The organism is Pseudomonas vranovensis DSM 16006 (genome assembly GCF_000425805.1).
GTDB classification, from domain to species: domain Bacteria; phylum Pseudomonadota; class Gammaproteobacteria; order Pseudomonadales; family Pseudomonadaceae; genus Aquipseudomonas; species Aquipseudomonas vranovensis.
In genome coordinates this window covers 43,756-62,297 of sequence record NZ_AUED01000024.1, presented here as the reverse complement: position 1 = coordinate 62,297, position 18,542 = coordinate 43,756, and the positions used below count along the sequence as shown (strand labels likewise).

The following is an 18,542-nucleotide window of genomic DNA, read 5'->3' as shown; positions in this document are numbered from 1 at the left end:
GCCCCGAATCCCTCGGCACTGACCCAGACCGGCAGCTTCACCATCAGCGCACCGGACGGTGTGCAGAGCATGACGGTGCATGGCGTGAGCGTGATTACCGGTGGCATGGCCAATGGCTTGCCGCAGGTGATCAATACGCCATTGGGCAATACCCTCACCATCACTGGATACGACGCTGCCACAGGCGTGGTCACCTACAGCTACACCCTGGGCGACAACGAAGCCCATGCGGCAGGTGCAGGAACCAACAGCCTCGGCGAAAGCTTCGCGGTGGTGGTGACTGACACCGACGGCAGTACCGCCAGTGGCAACATCGATGTGAATATCGTCGATGACGTGCCGACCGCACATGCCGACAGCAATGCCGTGACGGCCACCGAGACCCAGCTGACCCTCACCGGCAACGTGCTGACCAACGACGTGCAGGGCGCCGACCGCGTGGCTGGCCCGATCACCGCCGGCACCTATACCGGCAAATACGGAACCCTGGTGCTGGCTGCAGACGGTACCTACACCTACACGTTGAATACTGCCGATCCGGACTTCATCGACCTGCACGGCGGCGGAACGGGTACAGACACCTTTACCTATACCCTGACCGATGCCGATGGCGATGTCAGCACGGCCAACCTGGTGCTGAACGTCAGCAACCTGGACAACCCGGTCGTGATCAACGGCCTGGATGTAACCGGTGGCGAACACACCGTCTACGAGAAGAACCTCAGTGATGGCAGCAGTCCGGATGCGTCGGCGCTGACCCGCTCGGGAACCTTCACCGTGACGGCTCCCGATGGCCTGCAAACCCTGACCGTGGGCGGCATCAGTGTGGTCACCAATGGTGTGGTCAGCGGCTTTCCGCAAACGGGCACCACGCCGCTGGGTAATTCGTTGACCATCACCGGCTACAACCCGAGCACGGGGGTAGTCAGTTACACCTACACCTTGCTGGACAACGAAAGCCATCCGGATGCCGGTGGCGTCAACAACCTGTTCGACAGCATCACTGTCACGGCAACCGACAGCGACGGCAGTTCGGCCAACGCCAGCCTGGATGTGACCATCGTCGATGACGTGCCTGCGGTGGTGGGCGCCGAGCGTTCGATCACGCCGGGGCAAGTCGACTCCAACCTGCTGCTGATCATCGACGTGTCTGGCAGTATGACTAGCGCATCCGGGGTTAACGGGCTGACGCGTTTGCAACTGTCCAAGCAAGCGATCAATACCCTGCTCGACAAATACGATGAAATGGGCGATGTCAAAGTCCAGATTGTCACCTTCGGAACCAATGCGTCGGCCCCGATGACTGTCTGGCTGTCTGTTGCCGATGCCAAGGCTTATGTTGCAGGACTCAGTGCTGGTGGCAACACCAACTACGATGCGGCGGTCGCCGCCGCACAATCGGCCTTTGTGACCAGCGGCAAGATTGCCGGTGCGCAGAACGTGGGTTACTTCTTCTCTGATGGTGACCCGAACCCTAACGACCGGGGAATAAATGCGCAGGAAGAGGCGGACTGGAAAACGTTCCTGGACGACAACGGGATCAAGACCTACGCCATTGGCCTGGGTAATGGTGTCAATGTCAGTAACCTCAACCCGCTGGCCTACGATGGCAGCACCCACACCGACACCAATGCCGTGGTGGTCACCAACCTCAATGTCCTGAACCAGGTGTTGTCGGGTACGGTCCAGGGCGCACCGATCACCGGCAACCTGATGACCGATGGGCACTTCGGCGCCGATGGCGGCTTTATCAAGTCGTTGCTGATCGATGGCACCACCTACACCTACGACCCCAAGGCCAACAACGGGCAAGGCAGCTACACCGCCACGGGTACGGACCGGGGCACTTTCGATACGGTCACCAACACGTTCAACATCAAGACCGTGGCGGGCGGTACCTTGGTGGTGGACATGGACACCGGTGAATTCACCTATACGCCGCCCAAGGACGACGGTACGACGCGGATTGAGAATATCGGCTTCACCGCCAGCGACAACGATGGTGACCTGAGCAGCGCCAACCTCACGGTGAACGTCCACGGCAATACGGCGCCGGTAGCGGCGCCTGACCACATCATCACCAACGTGCTCTCCAGCAACATTGTGGTGCCGGCCGAAGCTTTGCTGGCCAACGACAGCGATGCCGACAATGATCGGCTGAACACAGGTACCGCTTCGTTCAACACGGGGTGGGAGGCCAAGGGCGCGGGCTTCACCGTGACCAACGCTGCAGCGCAACAGATTGATTTCAACGGTACCGGCAGCAGTTTGAGCAACCGGGAGAAGTCCCTGGACCGCAGTGCCTTCAGGGGCGCGGCCAATGTCACTACCGCTGCATTGATCGTCAATAGCTACCTGGGTGCCGTCTCCACGAGCAGCGCCAATGATGAAGACGTGTTGACCGTGACGTTGAAGAGGGGCGAGAAACTTACCCTCCAACATGACGTTGCCGAGGGGAACATCCTGTTGCAGTGGAAGGATGCCACGGGCAGCTATGACGACCTCCTCAACGGTGGCTCGTTTACGGCCAGCCACGATGGGGTCTACAGCATCCATGTGGTCAACCTGAGCAATACCTCCGGAAGCAATGCCAACGCGGCCGAGTTCTATAACCTGACCATGACCGTCGACTATTCCGGCACGCAGCCGGAGGTGTACAACGGTACCTACGCCGTCAGTGACGGTCATGGTGGCAGCAGTACCGGCAACGTCGATATCACCTACCACGCAGGCAGCACCCTCACCGGTACTGACGGTGGCGACACCTTGCTGGCGGGCGCGGGCAACGACACGCTCAATGCCGGAGCAGGCAACGACGTGCTGATCGGGGGGGACGGCGACGACACACTGCACGGGGGAGACGGCAACGATTTGCTGATTGGAGGTGCCGGAAACGACGTGCTCGATGGCGGCGCGGGTATTGATACCGCCAGTTATGCGGGGGCGGCCAGTGGGGTTACGGTCAGCCTGAATACCACGGGTGCACAGAATACCCTGGGTGCAGGTACCGATACGCTGACCGGTATCGAGAACCTGGTCGGCTCCGACCATAGCGACACCCTGACCGGCAATGACTTGGCCAACCTGCTCAAGGGCGGACTGGGCAACGACACCTTGCTCGGTGGCGGCGGTGACGATGTGCTGGTCGGTGGGCCTGGCAACAACACCCTCACAGGCGGTGCCGGTAGCGACACCTTCCTCTGGCAACAAGGCAACAACGGCCATGATCTGGTGACGGACTTCACGCCGGGGACCGACCGGCTCGACCTTTCACAACTGCTGCAGGGGGAGAATGCGACTTCCGCATCGCTGGATGATTACCTGCACTTCAAGGTGACGGGCAGTGGGACGGGGGTTGTGTCGACCATCGAGGTCAGTGCGGTGGCGGGTGCTGCGCCGGTACAGACGATAGACCTGGCGGGGGTCAACCTGGCTCAGCATTACGGCGTGACAGCGGGGGCTGGCGGGGTGATTGCGGCAGGGCAGGATACCGCGACCATCATCAATGGGATGCTCAATGATCATTCGTTGAAGGTGGATACGGTGTGAAACCATCGCGGGGCAAGCCCGCTCCTGCATCTGGTGGGAGCGAGCTTGCCCCGCGATGCTCATGAAGGGCGACGCAACGTCTTCTGCCGCAGGATGTAGATACTGACCAGCACTGCGCTGGTCAGCATGAATCCGCGCGCCCACACCAGCGGCACCAGGTAGCACGACAAGCCAATGCTCAGCCACATCAGGCCAATGGCGTAGACCTTGCCCTTGAGTGGAATACCTTCGCCACTCAAATAGTCACGAATCCAGGGGCCGAGGCGTGGGTGGTTGATCAACCAGTCATGAAAGCGAGGAGAACTGCGGGCAAAGCAGGCCGCGGCCAGGAGCAGAAACGGGGTGGTCGGCAATACCGGCAGGAAAATGCCGATCACCCCCAGCGCGACGCTGAGCCAGCCGATGGCCAGCAGCAGGTAGCGCACCGACGCCAACTCAGTGGTGACGTGGTTTGAGCAGTGCTGGTTTTTCGTCCGGTGCGTGCAGCAGCAAGTACAGCGCAGTCAGCGCCTCGGGGATCTGCACGATCATGTCGTCCATCAGGTTGGCATCGCTGGCGATGTCGGCGAACTCGGGTTGTTCATCGAACAGGCCGGAGCCGACCATGATCGGCAGGAGCATTTCGCTGACTTCTTCCTCGGCCGACTCGAACCAGGCTTCTTCGCGCAGGAACACGCCTTCCATGAAACCGATGCACCAGCCGCGCAGGTCGGAATCATCCGGCTCTTCGCCCAGGTCCAGGTCGCAGGGCAGCTCGAACTCTTCGTCGCTGGCCAGTTGGCGGGCGATGTGGGCCTTGAGGGCGAGCAGGGTGGTTTCGATCTCTTCGCGCTGGGCGTCGTCCTTGTAATGCGGCTCTTCAGCGAACAGGGCGTCGATCCATTCGCGGTCTGGGACCTGCTCGGAGCAGATAGACAGCGCGGTCATGTAGCCGTGGGCGGCAACGTAGTCCAGCGCCTCTTCGTGCAGCTCGTCGGCGTCGAGGAAGGCTTGCAGGCGGGTCAATTGCTCGGCGAAGGACATTACGGGGCTACCTTGGGAATAAACGATACTGAATTCTAGCACCTTGCAGCGCAATCAAGGCAAAGGAAGACGTCTATCGCTGAGCATCCTGCGAAGCCGCAGGCTCCGGTATAATGCCCCGCTTTTACCCTAGGCCGTCCGTGTGGCAAGGCCCGGGTAAAAGCCGCTTACGCAATTTCGGGTGTAGCGGGGAAGGTTTTCATCCAGCCTGTGCCCAGGATGGTTTTGCGATTTTTGGAGTTTTTATGCTCGAACAGGCTCAGCGCGTCCTCAAGGACATCTTCGGCTATGACAGTTTTCGGGGTCGCCAGGGCGCGATCATCGAACGCGTGGCCAAGGGTGGCGATGCGCTGGTGCTGATGCCCACCGGGGGCGGCAAGTCCCTGTGCTTCCAGGTGCCGGCGCTGTTGAGACCTGGCCTGGCGGTGGTGGTGTCGCCCCTGATCGCGCTGATGGAAGACCAGGTGGCGACCCTCGACGAGCTGGGGGTGGCCGCCGCCTCCCTGAACTCCACCCTGAGTGCCGAACAGCAACGCGAGCTCGCCGCACGCATCCGCCGGGGCGAGGTAAAAATGCTTTACCTGGCGCCGGAGCGCCTGGTGCAGCCACGCATGCTGGACTTCCTGCGCACCCTGGATATCGCCCTGTTCGCCATCGACGAGGCCCACTGCGTTTCGCAATGGGGTCACGACTTCCGCCCTGAGTACCTGCAGCTGGGGCAACTGGCCGAGCTGTTCCCCGATGTGCCGCGTATTGCCCTGACCGCCACCGCAGACATGCGCACCCGCGAAGAAATCGTCACGCGCCTGCACCTGCAGAATGCCGAGCGCTTTCTCTCCAGCTTCGACCGCCCGAACATTTTCTACCGAATCGTGCCCAAGGAGCAGCCGCGCAAGCAGTTGCTGGCGTTCCTGGGTGAGCGCCGCGGCAACGCCGGTATCGTCTATTGTCTGTCGCGCAAGAAGGTCGACGACGTGGCCGCCTACCTGTGCGACCAGGGCTTTCCGGCACTGCCTTACCATGCCGGCCTGCCTGCCGAGACCCGTGCCGCCAACCAGCGACGCTTCCTCAACGAGGAAGGCCTGATCATGGTTGCTACCATTGCTTTCGGCATGGGCATCGACAAACCCAACGTGCGCTTCGTTGCCCACCTGGACCTGCCCAAGTCGCTGGAAGCCTACTATCAGGAAACCGGCCGGGCCGGCCGAGATGGCCTGCCCGCAGATGCCTGGATGGCCTATGGTCTGCAGGACATGGTGATGCTCAAGCAGATGTTGCAGAACTCCGAAGGGGACGAGCGCCACAAGCGTATCGAACAACACAAGCTCGACGCCATGCTCGCCTTGTGTGAAGAAACCCGTTGCCGCCGGCAGATCCTGCTCAACTACTTCGATGAAGAGCTGCTGCAACCGTGCGGGCACTGCGACAACTGCATCGATGGCGTGCAGACCTGGGACGCGACCGAGCCTGCACGCCAGGCATTGTCAGCGGTGTACCGCACCGGTCAGCGCTATGGCGTGGGCCATCTTGTGGATGTACTGCTGGGCCGCGACAACGAAAAAATCCGCAACTTCGGTCATGAAAAGCTGGCTGTTTACGGCGTCGGCAAGGACCGCTCCGAAGGCGAGTGGCGTTCATTGTTCCGCCAGCTGGTTGCCCGTGGGCTGGCCGATATCGACCTTGAAGGCTACGGCGGCCTGCGTCTGTCCGACACCTGCAGGCCGTTGCTGCGCGGTGAGATCAGCCTGGAACTGCGTCGCGACCTCAAGCCGCAAACCACCAGCAAGGGCAGCAGCATTGGCGGCAGCCCGGCCAGCCAGCTGGTGCGTGGCGAGGAGCGCGAGCAGTGGGAAGCCTTGCGTGCCTTGCGACGCAAGCTGGCCGAAGAGCATGGCGTGCCGCCGTACGTCATCTTCCCTGATTCGACCTTGCTGGAAATGCTGCGCAGCCAACCCGCCAGCCTCAGTGAAATGGCCCGGGTCAGCGGTGTGGGGGCGCGCAAGCTCGAGCGCTATGGCGAGGCCTTCCTCGAAGTGTTGGGGGGGGCGGCCGAGGCGCCACCGGTGGTGGCTGACCTGCGTCACGAACTCACCAGCCTCGCCCGTGCCGGCATGACGCCGGCGCAGATCGCCGGGCAGCTCAATTGCAGCGAAAAGAACGTCTACAGCATGCTGGCCGAGGCCATTGGCCGCCAGCAATTGTCGTTGGAGCAGGCCCTGGACCTGCCCGAAGACCTGCTGGCGGAAGTCCAGGATGCGTTCCTTGACGGCGAGGGCGAGCTACCGCCTGTATCGGCCATCGCCGAGCAGTTTGGTACACGGGTGCCGGAGGGTGTGTTGTATTGCGTGCGTGCAGCATTGGCCGCTGAATTCGAAATGTAATGCAAGGTTTGTCATCATTTCTAACGATTACCGGGTAGCGGGCGGCTTTATGAGCCTTGCCTGTTACGCAGGGTCATGGTTAGCTGGCTAATAATTAGTTCTGATGATGAGTTTTTTATGCCGTTGACTGACCACCACCGCTTCGGAATGCAGATAGCCCAGATGTCCCGAGGCTGGCGTGCCGAGCTGGACCGTCGCCTGGCCGGGTTGAATCTGTCCCAGGCCCGCTGGCTGGTGTTGTTGCACCTGGCGCGTTTCGATGAGGCCCCCACCCAGCGCGAGCTGGCCCAGAGCGTCGGCGTTGAAGGTCCCACCTTGGCGCGCCTGCTCGACAGCCTTGAATCCCAGGGGCTGGTGCGCCGCCAGGCTGTCCTTGAAGACCGCCGCGCAAAGAAAATCCATTTGTGCCCGCCGGCCAAGCCGCTGATCGAGCAGATCGAAACCATCGCCAACGCCTTGCGCGCCGAGCTCTTTACCGGAGTCGACGAAGAAGAGTTGCGCGTGTGCATGAAGGTCCACGCGCGTATCCTCGCCAACCTCGAAAAGTCCTGACGTAGTTCAGAAGGTGTGACCCAGGTTCAGGTACAACGCCTTCTGATTCTCGCTGTTTGCCCCGTAGCTGAAGTTCAGCGGTCCCAGGGGCGTCTCGAACCCAACGAAGATGCTGGCTGCATTGATGTAGCCACTGTCGAACTCGTTGTCATTGTTCCAGGCCCTGCCTCGCTCGAGCGACCCGCCCAGGTACAGCGGGAAGTCCAGCGGCAGGTAGGCGCGTGGGGTCAGCCTGCGGTAATAGACCACGCGCATCAGGCTCATGTTCTGGCCGGACACCGAGTCCTGGCGAAAGCCTGAAAGCTGCCTGGCACCGCCGAACACAAAGCTTGAAGTGATCACATCGGCGTCATCCAGCGTGCGACCGTACTGGGTGCCCAGTACCCAGGTGTTGGGCCCGCTGCTCAAGGCCTTGTCCAGTTTGAAGTTCCACTGCCGGTAACGCTGGTCAGAGCCAAGGTCCGGCTCGAACTGCCGCAGGGTCAGGCTGATGTCTTCACCTTCGTGCGGGAAGTAGACGTTGTCCAGGGTGTCGAAGGAGTACTTCAGCTCGTAGAAGCCCTCGTTGAAGCTGAAATGCGGCAGGTCCTGGTCGCCGATGCGTACATCCGCCTTGCCCCAGGCCTGGCCGACACCAAAGCGTACTTCACCGCTGTTGCCTATCTGGCGGCCCAGGTTCAGGCCGAAGCCGTAGCGCTGCAGGCGGTATTCGGCTACCGGGTCGTCGTCCAGAGTGGCTTCGACATTCTGTGAGCCCAGGTCCAGGTAGGGGGCGACGAAGTAGCGCGAGCCGGCATCCAGTGGTTGATAGAACTCGCTGTAGAGTTCCTGCTGATCACCAATCTGCGCCCGGGTCAGCCATTCGGCGCCCAGCTCGTTGATGCCGTTGACCCGATAGCTTGCGCCAATGTTGAAGGCGCTGTCGCCGCGCATGTCATCCGACAGGTTCAGGCCCAGGCGCAGGTAGTCGGTACCGCCGCGTCGACCGCGGGCGTTGATCACCAGGGTGTTGTCGCTGCCCTTGTGGACAACCCGGTATTGGACCCGATCGAAGTAGTCCAGGCCATACAGGGTACCCATGTCGGTCTGCAGGCGACCCAGTTCCAGTGGCTCACCGATCGGCTGGCGAATATAGAAGCGGATCACGTCATCGCTGACCTTGGAGTCGTTCTCGATCCTGATAGCGGTGATCACCGGATTGCGCTGGCTTGGCGAGCGGGCGACATCCAGTTCGGCATCGATGTTTTCCGGACGCTTGAGCACCGCCAGGCGCGCGTCCAGGGCGCGGGCGGCCCGGTAGCCGGCATCGATCATTTCCTGGGCACGGCCAAAGTCGGTCACACCGAAGCTGGCCAGCGGCGGCTGGATCAGGATGTCGTCACGGTGCAGGGCTGCCAACTGCTCTTCGGAGTTGCGACGGGTCATCAGGGTGATCGACTGATTGAGCACATCGACCACGGTTGCCAACTCTTTGCGGCTGCGCAACGGGGTGCCGATATCAACGACGATCGCCATATCGACGCCCATCTCGCGGGCGACGTCCAGGGGAATGTTATCGACCATGCCGCCATCCACCAGCAGGCGGCCATCCAGTTCCACCGGGGCGAACACCGCCGGGATCGACATGCTGGCGCGAATTACCTGGGGCAGGTGACCACGGCGGAATACCACTTTCTCGCCGCTGGCGATGTCGGTGGCCACTGCGCGGAACGGAATTGGCAGTTTGTCGAAGTCACGGGTGTCACTGGTATGGGCAAGCATGCTTTCCAGCAGCAGGGCCAGGTTCTGTCCCTGGATCACCCCCAGCGGCAGGCCAAGGCTGCCATCGTCGCGAAAGCTCAGCTTCTGTTGGACCAGAAAGTCACGATCATCCTGCTTGCGCCGGAACGGGACGTCCTTGCGGGGCGGGGCGTCCGACAGCGCCTGTTGCCAGTCGATACCCAGGGCGAGCTTTTCCAGCTCTTCGACTTTGTAGCCGGAGGCGTACAGGCCGCCGACCACCGCGCCCATACTGGTGCCGGCGATGGCATCGACCTGGATACCTTGCTCCTCCAGGGCCTTGAGCACACCGATATGGGCCAGGCCACGAGCGGCACCGCCCGACAGCACCAGGCCGACTTTCGGTCGTGGTGGTTCGGCAGCCAGAAGTGGAAAGGAAACGACGAACAGCAGCAGGCTCAACAGCAGGCGGTGCATCATGGCTCTCGGAGCTAAGGCTAAAGACCGCTAGTATAAGCGCGCCCGCCTGTCAGGAGTCTTTCGTCCCATGAATGCGCACAAAGCTGAAATTGTCATCACCTATTGCACCCAGTGCCAGTGGCTGCTGCGTGCTGCCTGGCTTGCCCAGGAGCTGCTCAGCACCTTTGGTGAAGATCTGGCCCGTGTTGCCTTGGAGCCTGCCACCGGCGGCGCCTTCCGTATCACTTGCGACGGTGTGCTGATCTGGGAGCGCAAGGCCGATGGCGGCTTTCCCGAGGCCAAGGTGCTCAAGCAGCGCGTGCGCGACCAGATCGACCCACAGCGCGACCTGGGCCACAACGACCGCCCGTGAGCCTCAACCTTGCGCCGCAGCCGTCTTGACGGTCGTGTTGCTGGCCGCCAGGCGGCTGGAGATGACGATGGCCAGGATGATCAAGGCACCACCCAGCAACATGCGCAGCGTCGGGGTCTCGGCGAAGATCAGCCAGGCCATGGCAATGCCATAGACCGGTTCCAGGGCGAACACCACCGCTGCAGTGCGAGCCTTGATCACTGCCAGGCTTGCGACGAACAGGCTATGGGCAACACCGGTGCAGAACACCCCCAGCAACGCAATCCACAACCAGTCCATCGCGGGCACATCAGCCAGCGCGGGGGCCGCAGCCGGCAACAGGCACAGGGCGACCACGGCGTTCTGGCACAACGCTGCCTGCACGGCTGGGATACGTCCGTTGGACGCGCGGTTTGTCAGTGACAGCAATGAAAACAACAGGCCCGACAATAAGGCCCAGAGCAGACCGCCGGTGGCCTGGCTGGCCAGGTCGAAATCCGGGGTGACCAGGACCAGGCCGATGCTTACCAGCAGTACCAGGATGATTTCGTTGCTGCGGATCCGCTCGCGAAACAGCAGCCCTTCGAGTATCACGGTAAAGGCCGGGAAGCTGGCAAAGCCCAGGGTGGCGATGGCGACCCCGGCAACTTTGACGGCAATGAAAAAACTCACCCAGTGTCCGGCCAGCAAAATGCCGCCCAGCAGCAGGCGGCGCCAGTCCTGGCCTTGCAGCGGTTGCCAGCCCTTGCGCGCGCAACCGGCGAAAATCGCCAGCGCCAGCACGGCAAAGGCAGCACGGCCGAAGACGAGGATCGACGGTGCCGCCTGGGCCAACTTGCCGAAGACGCCGGTCAGGCCAAAGAACAGCGCGCCGATGTGCAGGGCGCCGAGGGCAGTGCGGTGGTTCATGGTGATCCTTTTGGTAGGCGGGACAGCCCGGCCAGTCTACGAGGCTGTGGCGGCGGCTGTCTGTCGCGTTCCTCGCGTCAGTTGTCGTCAGGCTCTCGTCGCATGTCCCGGGGCGCACGACCGAACGCCTTGAGCATGGCCGCCGAAAATGCGCTTTGTGAGCTGTACCCGACCCGGCTGGCAATTTCGCCGATGGCCAAGGAGGTTTCGACCAATAGTTTGCGCGCCTGCAGCAGCCGGCGCTGGCGGATGTAATCCATGGGCGTCATGGCCGCTTCGAGCATGAAGCGGGCATGCAGGCGGGCACTGGAGAGGCCGGCCAGGCGGGCCAGGTCGGCCACTTGCAGAGGATGGGCGGCGTGTTGGTCGATGTGGACATCAAAGGCGGCGTAGGGCAACAGCTTCTGCTCAACAACCGGAACCTGGACGCTGCAGAGGCTGGCAAGCAGCAATACGGCACCTTGCTGGGCTATCACCGGGTCGTCCACTGGGCTTGCCGCCAGCCAGTCGACCAGTTGCTGCTGGCGATTGTCCAGGTTCAACGGACCACGGTGTTCGACCAGGCGCTGGCTGGCCGAGGTATGTTCGCCAAGGCTTCGGGAAAGCCACGTATCACCTGGCACGTCGAGCACCAGGCAATGGCTGCCTGCTGCGCTGCCACAGGTGTGGTGGGCGCCTGCCGGCACTACCATCAAGCCTTGGCGGTCAACCCGCGCGCCACGGCCATCGAGCTCGAAGTCCAGTTGCCCGCGCAGGCCGAACACCAACTGCGGGTGCTCATGGCTGTGGGCGATCAGGTCGTCGCGATAATGGCGCAGGGAAAGTAGCGAGCTGCCGCTCATTGCAGTGTCCTCCAGGCAGTGGCGGCAGTGTACAGGCTGGCGCGGGCAGCGGGTGTGTCATCAGATCGACGTGGTTTCGTCACCTTGGCTTCACTGCCCACTGGCACGCTCGACAAAACAGCCCCGGAGCCCGCTCATGAGCCATGCCGAGCTTGTCAGACCTTCACGCAAGCAGCGTGTGCGCACGTTGTGGATTTCCGACGTACACCTGGGCACCCGAGACTGTCAGGCCGAACACCTGTCGCACTTTCTCAAGGGGTTCCAGGCCGATCGGATCTACCTGGTGGGCGACATTATCGACGGCTGGAAGCTGCGTGGCGGCATGTATTGGCCCCAGGCACACACCAACGTGATCCGCCGCCTGCTGACCATGAGCAAGCGCGGCACCGAGGTGATCTATGTCACCGGCAACCATGATGAGTTTCTGCGGCGCTACTCCAAACTGGTGCTGGGCAATATCCAACTGGTCGATCAGGCCGAACACCTGACCGCCGACGGTCGTCGGTTGCTGGTTATCCATGGCGACCAGTTCGATGTCATTACCCGTTATCACCGCTGGCTGGCGTTCCTCGGGGACTCGGCCTATGAATTCACACTGACCTTGAATCGTTGGCTCAACCACTGGCGTGCTCGCTATGGCTACGGGTACTGGTCGTTGTCGGCGTACTTGAAGCACAAGGTCAAGTCGGCGGTCAGTTTCATCAGCGATTTTGAAGAGGCCATTGCCCATGAGTGCGTCAAGCGCGGGTTTCATGGGGTGGTGTGCGGGCATATCCACCATGCCGAGATTCGCAAGGTAGGCGGGGTCGACTATTTGAATTGCGGCGATTGGGTCGAGTCATGTACGGCCCTGATCGAACATTGGGACGGCAGTATAGAACTCTACCGCCTGGCCGACGCCCAGGCCCGCGAGGCGCGGCGCCTGGCCGGGCTGGAGCTGGTTTGACTCAGGCGTTTTCGCTCATCTGCTGCAATGCCGCCTTGTAGATCGACTGGCGTGGCTGGGCGAACAGGCGCTTGAGCATGGGCTCGAAGAAACTCAGCGGCAGATTGTCGTAGGCCGGGTCGAAGGCGGCGGCATCGTAGCGGGCGCAGAATTCGATGGTTTGCTGGTACTGCGGGTGGTGCTGGAACTGCTCGCGCAGGTGTCGATCCATCCCCAGATGGTGGAAAAAGTAGTAGCCCTGGAAGATCCCGTGCTTTTCGACCATCCACAGGTTTTCAGCGCTGACGAAGGGCTTGAGGATGGCGGCGGCAATGTCGGGGTGGTTGTAGCTGCCCAGGGTGTCGCCGATGTCGTGGAGCAGGGCGCAGATCACGTACTCTTCGTCGCGCCCATCACGCCATGCGCGGGTAGCGGTCTGCAGGGAATGACTGAGACGGTCGATGGGAAAGCCACCAAAGTCGCCGTCGAGCAAGCGCAGGTGCGCGAGGATCCGTTCAGCCAACTGGCTGGCATAGGCCCTGAAGTCACTGGCGATGATCGCCCAGTCCTGCTGGGTGCCGTCTTGCATATGGGTGAAACGGGCCTGCTGATTCATCGGCGCTCCAGGGGCGGTAGGGCAACCCACTGTAGCGCGACCGCCTGTCGGGACAGTGGCCAATGAAGACGGGTTTCTGACCTTGTGGGCCGAAATCAGAACGATACTTTTCCACGCAGCATGTCGCGGTACATGGCGAAATCGCCGATCAGGCTGTACAGCGGGTGCTTGAAGGTGGCTGGACGGTTCTTTTCATAAAAGAAGTGCCCGACCCAGGCAAAGCCATAACCGGCAAGGGGCACGGCAAGTAGCAGTAGCCAGGTGCCGCTGGCCATGGTGTAGGCGAGCAGGGCGATCACCAGCGTTGTGCCGACAAAGTGCAGGCGACGACAGGTGGGGTTGCTGTGCTCCTCCAGATAATAGGGATAGAACTCGGCAAAGCTGCGAAATTGCTGGGGGCTGTTCACGGCACTGCTCCCGGGACTGTCGATACTGACGAAGATACACGGCGTGGAGCCTGATCTGAGTCTAGAGTGACTAACACTACAGAGCAGTGACAATAGGCGCCAATTAAGTATCCTTTGAGTTCGCCGCAGGAGCGGTCAGTTCGAACATAAGAAGCCAGCCATGAGCGAGAGAACCACGTCAGCAAGCTGGGCATCAGGGATCGTCAAGGCACTCGAGCTCGAAGGGCTGGATTGTCGTGCCATGTTCAAAAAGCTCGGCCTGGACTTTGCCGCCCTGGATGACCCCGACGCCCGTTTCACCCAGGACTCCATGACCCGCCTCTGGCAACTGGCGGTCGACCTGTCCGGCAACCAGGCGATCGGGCTGAACATGGCCCGGGTAGTACGCCCGGCGTCTTTCCATGTGGTTGGCTATGCCCTGATGTCGAGCCGAACCCTGGCCGAGGGGTTCGAGCGCCTGGTGCGCTATCAGCGCATCATCGCCGAGAGCTCAGACCTGAGCTTCCGCCTGGAACCCGACGGCTATGCCTTGATCCTCACTGTCCACGGTGATCACCTGCCGCCTACCCGGCACAGTGCCGAAGCGTCACTGGCTTGCGCATTGTCGTTGTGCAGCTGGCTCAGTGGGCGAGTGATCCAGCCCCGGCGGGTGCTGATCCAGGGGCCACAGCCGGTTGATGTCACGCCCTACAAGGTAGCCTTTCATTCGCCGCTGTTGTTTGGCGCAGCCCATGATGCGCTGGTGTTCGAGCGTGCCGACATGGAGGCCCCCCTGCCCACCGCCAACGAGGCCATGGCCACCTTGCATGATCGCTTTGCCGGGGAGTACCTGGCGCGTTTTTCCGAAAGCCGCGTAACCCATCGTGCTCGCCAGGTGCTGTGCCGGGTATTGCCCCAGGGCGAGCCCAAGCGCGAGACGATTGCCCAGGCACTGCACTTGTCGCAGCGCACCCTGCAGCGGCGCTTGCAGGAAGAAGGCACCAGCTTCCAGACACTGCTTGACGATACCCGTCGCGAACTGGCGGAGCAGTACCTGGCGCAGCCAAACATGACTCTGTTGGAGACCGCCTACCTGTTGGGTTTTGCCGATCCGAGCAACTTTTTCCGGGCTTTTCGTCGCTGGTTTGATGTCACTCCCGGCGAATACCGGGCACGGATTGCTACCAGCACACCGGCGCCCGAACCGGACGCCGAAGCAGCGGTCAGTGACGCCAGAACGCCGGCATAAACAGCACCAGTACCGTAATGATCTCCAGGCGTCCCAGCAGCATGCCGAACGCCAGGATCCACTTGGCAGCATCCGGCAGGGTGGCGAAATTGCCGGCCGGGCCGATAGTTTCGCCAAGGCCAGGGCCGACCCCCGACACGGTGCTGGCGGCGCCGGTCAGCGCCGTCATCCAGTCGACCCCAAGCAGCGACAGCAGCAACGCGATCACGCAGATGGTGATGGCGAAGAAGAACGAGAACGTCAGGATCGAACGGACGATTTCTTCGTCGAGGCGGTGACCGTTGTACTTCTGCTTGATCACCGCGCGCGGGTGGATCAACTGATTGAGGTTGGCCTTGAGCAGGATATAGGCGACCTGGAAACGGAAGATCTTGATCCCGCCGGCGGTCGAGCCGGAGCATCCCCCGATAAAGCCCAGGTAGAAGAACAGCATCAGTGAAAAGTTGCCCCACAGGCTGTAGTCACCCAGGGCGAAGCCGGTGGTGGTGACCACCGAGGTGACGTTCAATGCCACATGGCGCAAGGCGTCTAGCCAGTGCAGATTGGTGGTGGCCCAGTACCAGGTGCCCAGTACCAGCCAGGTGACTACCAGCAGCGCCAGCAAGCCCTGGACCTGCTGGTCCTTGATCAGCGCCTTGCGATTGCCACGCAACGTGGATACATACAGGGCAAAGGGTAAGCTGCCGAGGATCATCACCACGACTGCGACCCAGTGCACTGCAGGCTGGGTCCACTTGGCCAGGGACTGGTCGGAGGTGGAGAACCCGCCAGTGGAAATCGCCGACATGGCGTGGTTGATTGCATCGAACACGTTCATGCCCGCCAGCCAGAAGGCCAGGCCGCCCAGTGCGGTGATGCCGACGTACACTGCCACGATCGACTTGGCGACCATGTGCGAGCGTGGCATGACCTTTTCGGAGCGGTCCGAGGACTCGGTCTGGAACAGGCGCATGCCACCGATGCGCAGCAACGGCAGGATCGCCACGGCCATGGCGATAAACCCGATGCCGCCGAGCCAGTGCAGCAGCGAGCGCCACATCAGGATGCCTGGCGACATGGTGTCCAGGCCACTGAGTACGGTGGCACCGGTGGCCGTGATGCCGGACATGCTCTCGAAGAAGGCGTCGGTATAGCTGATGTGCTGGGTCAGCAGGAACGGCAGGGCGGCAAAGATACACACCACCAGCCAACTGCTGACCGTCAGCAGGTACATGTCCCGTGGGCGCAGGTGAACGTGTTCCGGTCGGCCGGGGATCACCAGGGCGAGCCCGCCGATGAAGGTGATCATGCTGGCCCACAGGAACGACGGCAGATCGCCCGTGCGATCGAAGATCACCAGGGTGGCCATGGGCACGACCATGCTGATCGCCAGGGTGATCAGGAAGATGCCGATGATGAAACCAATGATCCTTAAGGTCGGCAACGCCATGTGATCTGCTCTGACTCGAAACGGAAGGGCGCCATTCTACCTATGGACCTTTTTAAGTAAACGCTAGAATAGCCGCACATTTCTCTTCAGGGGGTAGCCGATGGAGGCTCTCGACGCATTGCTCAACCGTGTTTCCGTTCCACGCCTGACGGAACCTGCGCCCAATGCCGCACAACGCGAGGCCCTGTTCCAGGCCGCCTTGCGGGCGCCGGACCACGGCCAACTGCGGCCTTGGCGCTTCTTGACGGTCGAAGGTGAGGGCCGCGAAAAACTCGGTGCCTTGCTGGCCGAGGCGGTGAAGCTCGAGGGCGACGCTACCGAAGCGGCCCTGGACAAGGCACGCGCCATGCCGTTGCGCGCCCCGCTGCTGGTGGTGGTGATTGCCCGGGTGCAGGATCACTTCAAGGTGCCCGCTTCGGAGCAACTGCTGGCAGCGGGTTGTGCGGCCCACGGAATTCTGCTGGCGGCCCATGCGCAGGGTATCGGCGCGGTGTGGCGTACCGGCGACCTGGCCTACAGCAAGCATGTGGCCAAGGGCCTGGGGTTGGCGGACAACGAAGAGATCGTTGCCTTCTTGTACCTGGGTACGCCGCTGAACGAGCCACGCACGGCACCGGTGCTGGCGACCGCTGATTTTGTGACTGCCTGGGGGCAGTAAGCACTTCGTACAGCACCACGGCCGCTGCGCGGCCGATCGCAGGCTGTCGCCAGCGGCTACAGGGGCTTGTCAGCCACCTGTAGCCACTATCCCGTCACCCAGGCGTTCCGGGGCCCGTCAATGGCAACTCGAGGCTCGCCACGAATCCACCCTGGGGATGATTGCTCAAGCTCAGGTTCCCGCCATGACGCTCTGCCGCCTTGCGTGCGATGGCCAGGCCAAGGCCATGCCCGGCTGCGCTCTGCCCAGGCGCACGGTAGAACGGCTCACCCAATTGTGACAGGTGCTCCTCGGCCACCCCTGGCCCATGATCACGCACGCTCAGCACGATCCGATCGCTGTCGCGTACCCCAGCGATCTCGATGGGTTGTCCCGGCGGGTTGAAGCGCAGGGCATTGCGTAGCAGGTTGTCCAGCGCTCGCTCGATCAGTGTCGGCCACCCCTGCAAGCGCAAACCGCTTTCATGCTGCAGCTGGATGTCCTGCTCCGGCGCGCTGTGCTGGGCATCCTTGTGGACGGTCTGCAACACGACATCCAGGTCCATCGGCTCGGCCCGCGTCTGTTCGGCATCGACCCGGGCCAGCACCAGAATCTCGCTGATCAGCGCTTCCAGGCGGTCGCACTCTCGGGTCAGGCGTGGCCACAAGGCTTCGCGCTGTGCCGGTTCGGCGCGTTCGGCCAGGGCCAGGGCGATGCGCAGGCGCGCCAGGGGGGACCGCAATTCGTGGGACACGTCTCGCAACAGCTGGCGCTGACTGCCAATCAGGCTCTGCAAGCGCGCGCCCATGCGGTTGAAGTCGTTGGCCAGCACGCCGAATTCATCGCGCCGATTGGCCAGGCGCGCCAGGCTGTTCTGTTGATAGGTGGTTTGCCCAAGGTCATGTACGGCCCCGCGCAGGCGGCTCAGCGGGCGGGTGATGGACAGGGTCACCAGCAGGCTGAACAAGGTCAGTACCACCAGGGCGATACCCAGCGCGCTGAGCGGCCAGAGCAGGCTGTCGCGGTGCCAGGCGTCAAGCTCGGGGTGCGGGATTCGGTAGATCAGCAGGTAGGTCTCGCCGCTGTCGGGGCTGGTGTACTCCTCGGTCAGGCGGCGCCAGGGCAGTCGGCGTTCATCGTTGTGGCGGCGGGCCTCGAACGCCGCTGCGCGACGCGGGAACGTGCCGGGGACCACAGCATCGCCGCTGTCGTTGAGCACCTGCACATCGATGTTGAAGCGGTGCTTGCGTCGCTCAAGAAATCGCTGGGCCGACTCCGGCCCTTGCTGTTCGTACAGTTGGGTCCACTTGGGTGCCAGCGTGTTGAGGCCAGGATGGCGACTGAGAATCCAGGCGTCCTGGTTGAGCATGTGCCCGAGCAGGATCGACAAGCCGGCGACCAGGGCGATGGCCAGCCAGAAACTGGCCAGGATGCGCCAGAACAATGAACGCAAGGGAGGCTCCTTCAACGGCAAAAAGCCCGGCCTGCACAGGGGCAGGCCGGGCGGGTGGCTG

At 62.3% G+C, this 18,542-nt stretch carries 16 protein-coding genes; 7 read left to right on the top strand and 9 right to left on the bottom strand.

Features of this window, described 5'->3' with window-relative positions:
* A partial coding sequence (locus H621_RS0118030; RefSeq protein ID WP_028944741.1) for a beta strand repeat-containing protein occupies window positions 1-3,549 on the top strand: 3,549 nt, incomplete at its 5' end.
* 59 nt (window positions 3,550-3,608) lie between these two features.
* Here the strand turns inward: H621_RS0118030 and H621_RS0118025 are convergent.
* Both H621_RS0118025 and H621_RS0118020 read right to left on the bottom strand, forming a co-directional pair.
* The gene (locus H621_RS0118025) at window positions 3,609-3,983 is read right to left on the bottom strand and encodes a YbaN family protein (RefSeq protein WP_371919752.1); all 375 of its coding nucleotides are present in this window, start codon (window positions 3,981-3,983) and stop codon (window positions 3,609-3,611) included.
* A gap of 1 nt (window position 3,984) precedes the next feature.
* Window positions 3,985-4,572 carry a UPF0149 family protein gene (locus tag H621_RS0118020; protein ID WP_028944739.1) on the bottom strand — a complete coding sequence of 196 codons (588 nt, stop codon included), beginning with the start codon at window positions 4,570-4,572 and terminating at the stop codon, window positions 3,985-3,987.
* Window positions 4,573-4,817: 245 nt separating this feature from the next.
* Between H621_RS0118020 and recQ the strand changes: the two genes are divergently transcribed.
* Window positions 4,818-6,953, top strand: a complete 2,136-nt coding sequence (recQ, locus tag H621_RS0118015) for a DNA helicase RecQ (RefSeq protein ID WP_028944738.1) — start codon at window positions 4,818-4,820, stop codon at window positions 6,951-6,953.
* Between the two features lie 117 nt (window positions 6,954-7,070).
* The gene (locus H621_RS0118010) at window positions 7,071-7,505 is read left to right on the top strand and encodes a MarR family transcriptional regulator (RefSeq protein ID WP_028944737.1); all 435 of its coding nucleotides are present in this window, start codon (window positions 7,071-7,073) and stop codon (window positions 7,503-7,505) included.
* A 6-nt stretch (window positions 7,506-7,511) separates the two neighbouring features.
* Here H621_RS0118010 and H621_RS0118005 read toward each other — a convergent pair whose 3' ends face one another.
* Entirely contained in the window at window positions 7,512-9,701 is a 2,190-nt protein-coding gene (locus tag H621_RS0118005; RefSeq protein WP_028944736.1) for a patatin-like phospholipase family protein, read from the bottom strand.
* 70 nt (window positions 9,702-9,771) lie between these two features.
* Between H621_RS0118005 and H621_RS0118000 the strand changes: the two genes are divergently transcribed.
* Window positions 9,772-10,056, top strand: coding sequence for an Rdx family protein (locus tag H621_RS0118000; RefSeq protein WP_028944735.1), 285 nt, complete (start codon window positions 9,772-9,774; stop codon window positions 10,054-10,056).
* A gap of 3 nt (window positions 10,057-10,059) precedes the next feature.
* On the opposite strand, the gene H621_RS0117995 is transcribed toward H621_RS0118000, so the two are convergent.
* Both H621_RS0117995 and H621_RS0117990 read right to left on the bottom strand, forming a co-directional pair.
* Entirely contained in the window at window positions 10,060-10,944 is an 885-nt protein-coding gene (locus tag H621_RS0117995) for a DMT family transporter (protein ID WP_028944734.1), read from the bottom strand.
* A 77-nt stretch (window positions 10,945-11,021) separates the two neighbouring features.
* Window positions 11,022-11,786, bottom strand: a complete 765-nt coding sequence (locus H621_RS0117990) for a helix-turn-helix transcriptional regulator (protein ID WP_028944733.1) — start codon at window positions 11,784-11,786, stop codon at window positions 11,022-11,024.
* 136 nt (window positions 11,787-11,922) lie between these two features.
* On the opposite strand from H621_RS0117990, the gene H621_RS0117985 reads away from it, so the two are divergent.
* Window positions 11,923-12,732, top strand: coding sequence for a UDP-2,3-diacylglucosamine diphosphatase (locus H621_RS0117985; RefSeq protein ID WP_028944732.1), 810 nt, complete (start codon window positions 11,923-11,925; stop codon window positions 12,730-12,732).
* Window position 12,733: 1 nt separating this feature from the next.
* Here H621_RS0117985 and H621_RS0117980 read toward each other — a convergent pair whose 3' ends face one another.
* Window positions 12,734-13,327 (bottom strand): HD domain-containing protein, encoded by a 594-nt coding sequence (locus H621_RS0117980; protein ID WP_028944731.1) that lies wholly within the window; start codon window positions 13,325-13,327, stop codon window positions 12,734-12,736.
* Between the two features lie 95 nt (window positions 13,328-13,422).
* Window positions 13,423-13,734: an Mpo1-like protein gene (locus H621_RS0117975; RefSeq protein WP_028944730.1), complete on the bottom strand. Its 312-nt coding sequence runs from the start codon at window positions 13,732-13,734 to the stop codon at window positions 13,423-13,425.
* 160 nt (window positions 13,735-13,894) lie between these two features.
* On the opposite strand from H621_RS0117975, the gene H621_RS0117970 reads away from it, so the two are divergent.
* A complete protein-coding gene (locus H621_RS0117970; protein ID WP_028944729.1) occupies window positions 13,895-14,962 on the top strand; it encodes an AraC family transcriptional regulator in 1,068 nt (355 codons plus the stop codon).
* Here the strand turns inward: H621_RS0117970 and H621_RS0117965 are convergent.
* A complete protein-coding gene (locus H621_RS0117965; protein WP_028944728.1) occupies window positions 14,937-16,391 on the bottom strand; it encodes a TrkH family potassium uptake protein in 1,455 nt (484 codons plus the stop codon). The two genes, H621_RS0117970 and H621_RS0117965, sit on opposite strands and share 26 nt — an antisense overlap.
* 100 nt (window positions 16,392-16,491) lie before the next feature.
* Between H621_RS0117965 and H621_RS0117960 the strand changes: the two genes are divergently transcribed.
* Entirely contained in the window at window positions 16,492-17,049 is a 558-nt protein-coding gene (locus H621_RS0117960) for an NAD(P)H nitroreductase (RefSeq protein ID WP_028944727.1), read from the top strand.
* A 94-nt stretch (window positions 17,050-17,143) separates the two neighbouring features.
* Here H621_RS0117960 and H621_RS0117955 read toward each other — a convergent pair whose 3' ends face one another.
* Window positions 17,144-18,481 carry a sensor histidine kinase gene (locus tag H621_RS0117955; protein WP_028944726.1) on the bottom strand — a complete coding sequence of 446 codons (1,338 nt, stop codon included), beginning with the start codon at window positions 18,479-18,481 and terminating at the stop codon, window positions 17,144-17,146.
* Between the last annotated feature and the right edge of the window lie 61 nt (window positions 18,482-18,542).

Excerpts from the sequence above, each read along its gene's own strand:
- H621_RS0117985 (WP_028944732.1), top strand. The coding sequence starts at position 11,923 with ATGAGCCATGCCGAGCTTGTCAGACCTTCACGCAAGCAGCGTGTGCGC.
- H621_RS0117980 (WP_028944731.1), bottom strand. The coding sequence starts at position 13,327 with ATGAATCAGCAGGCCCGTTTCACCCATATGCAAGACGGCACCCAGCAG.
- H621_RS0117970 (WP_028944729.1), top strand. The coding sequence starts at position 13,895 with ATGAGCGAGAGAACCACGTCAGCAAGCTGGGCATCAGGGATCGTCAAG.
- H621_RS0117965 (WP_028944728.1), bottom strand. The coding sequence starts at position 16,391 with ATGGCGTTGCCGACCTTAAGGATCATTGGTTTCATCATCGGCATCTTC.
- H621_RS0118000 (WP_028944735.1), top strand. The coding sequence starts at position 9,772 with ATGAATGCGCACAAAGCTGAAATTGTCATCACCTATTGCACCCAGTGC.
- H621_RS0117995 (WP_028944734.1), bottom strand. The coding sequence starts at position 10,944 with ATGAACCACCGCACTGCCCTCGGCGCCCTGCACATCGGCGCGCTGTTC.
- H621_RS0118010 (WP_028944737.1), top strand. The coding sequence starts at position 7,071 with ATGCCGTTGACTGACCACCACCGCTTCGGAATGCAGATAGCCCAGATG.
- H621_RS0117960 (WP_028944727.1), top strand. The coding sequence starts at position 16,492 with ATGGAGGCTCTCGACGCATTGCTCAACCGTGTTTCCGTTCCACGCCTG.
- H621_RS0118020 (WP_028944739.1), bottom strand. The coding sequence starts at position 4,572 with ATGTCCTTCGCCGAGCAATTGACCCGCCTGCAAGCCTTCCTCGACGCC.
- H621_RS0118005 (WP_028944736.1), bottom strand. The coding sequence starts at position 9,701 with ATGCACCGCCTGCTGTTGAGCCTGCTGCTGTTCGTCGTTTCCTTTCCA.
- recQ (WP_028944738.1), top strand. The coding sequence starts at position 4,818 with ATGCTCGAACAGGCTCAGCGCGTCCTCAAGGACATCTTCGGCTATGAC.
- H621_RS0117990 (WP_028944733.1), bottom strand. The coding sequence starts at position 11,786 with ATGAGCGGCAGCTCGCTACTTTCCCTGCGCCATTATCGCGACGACCTG.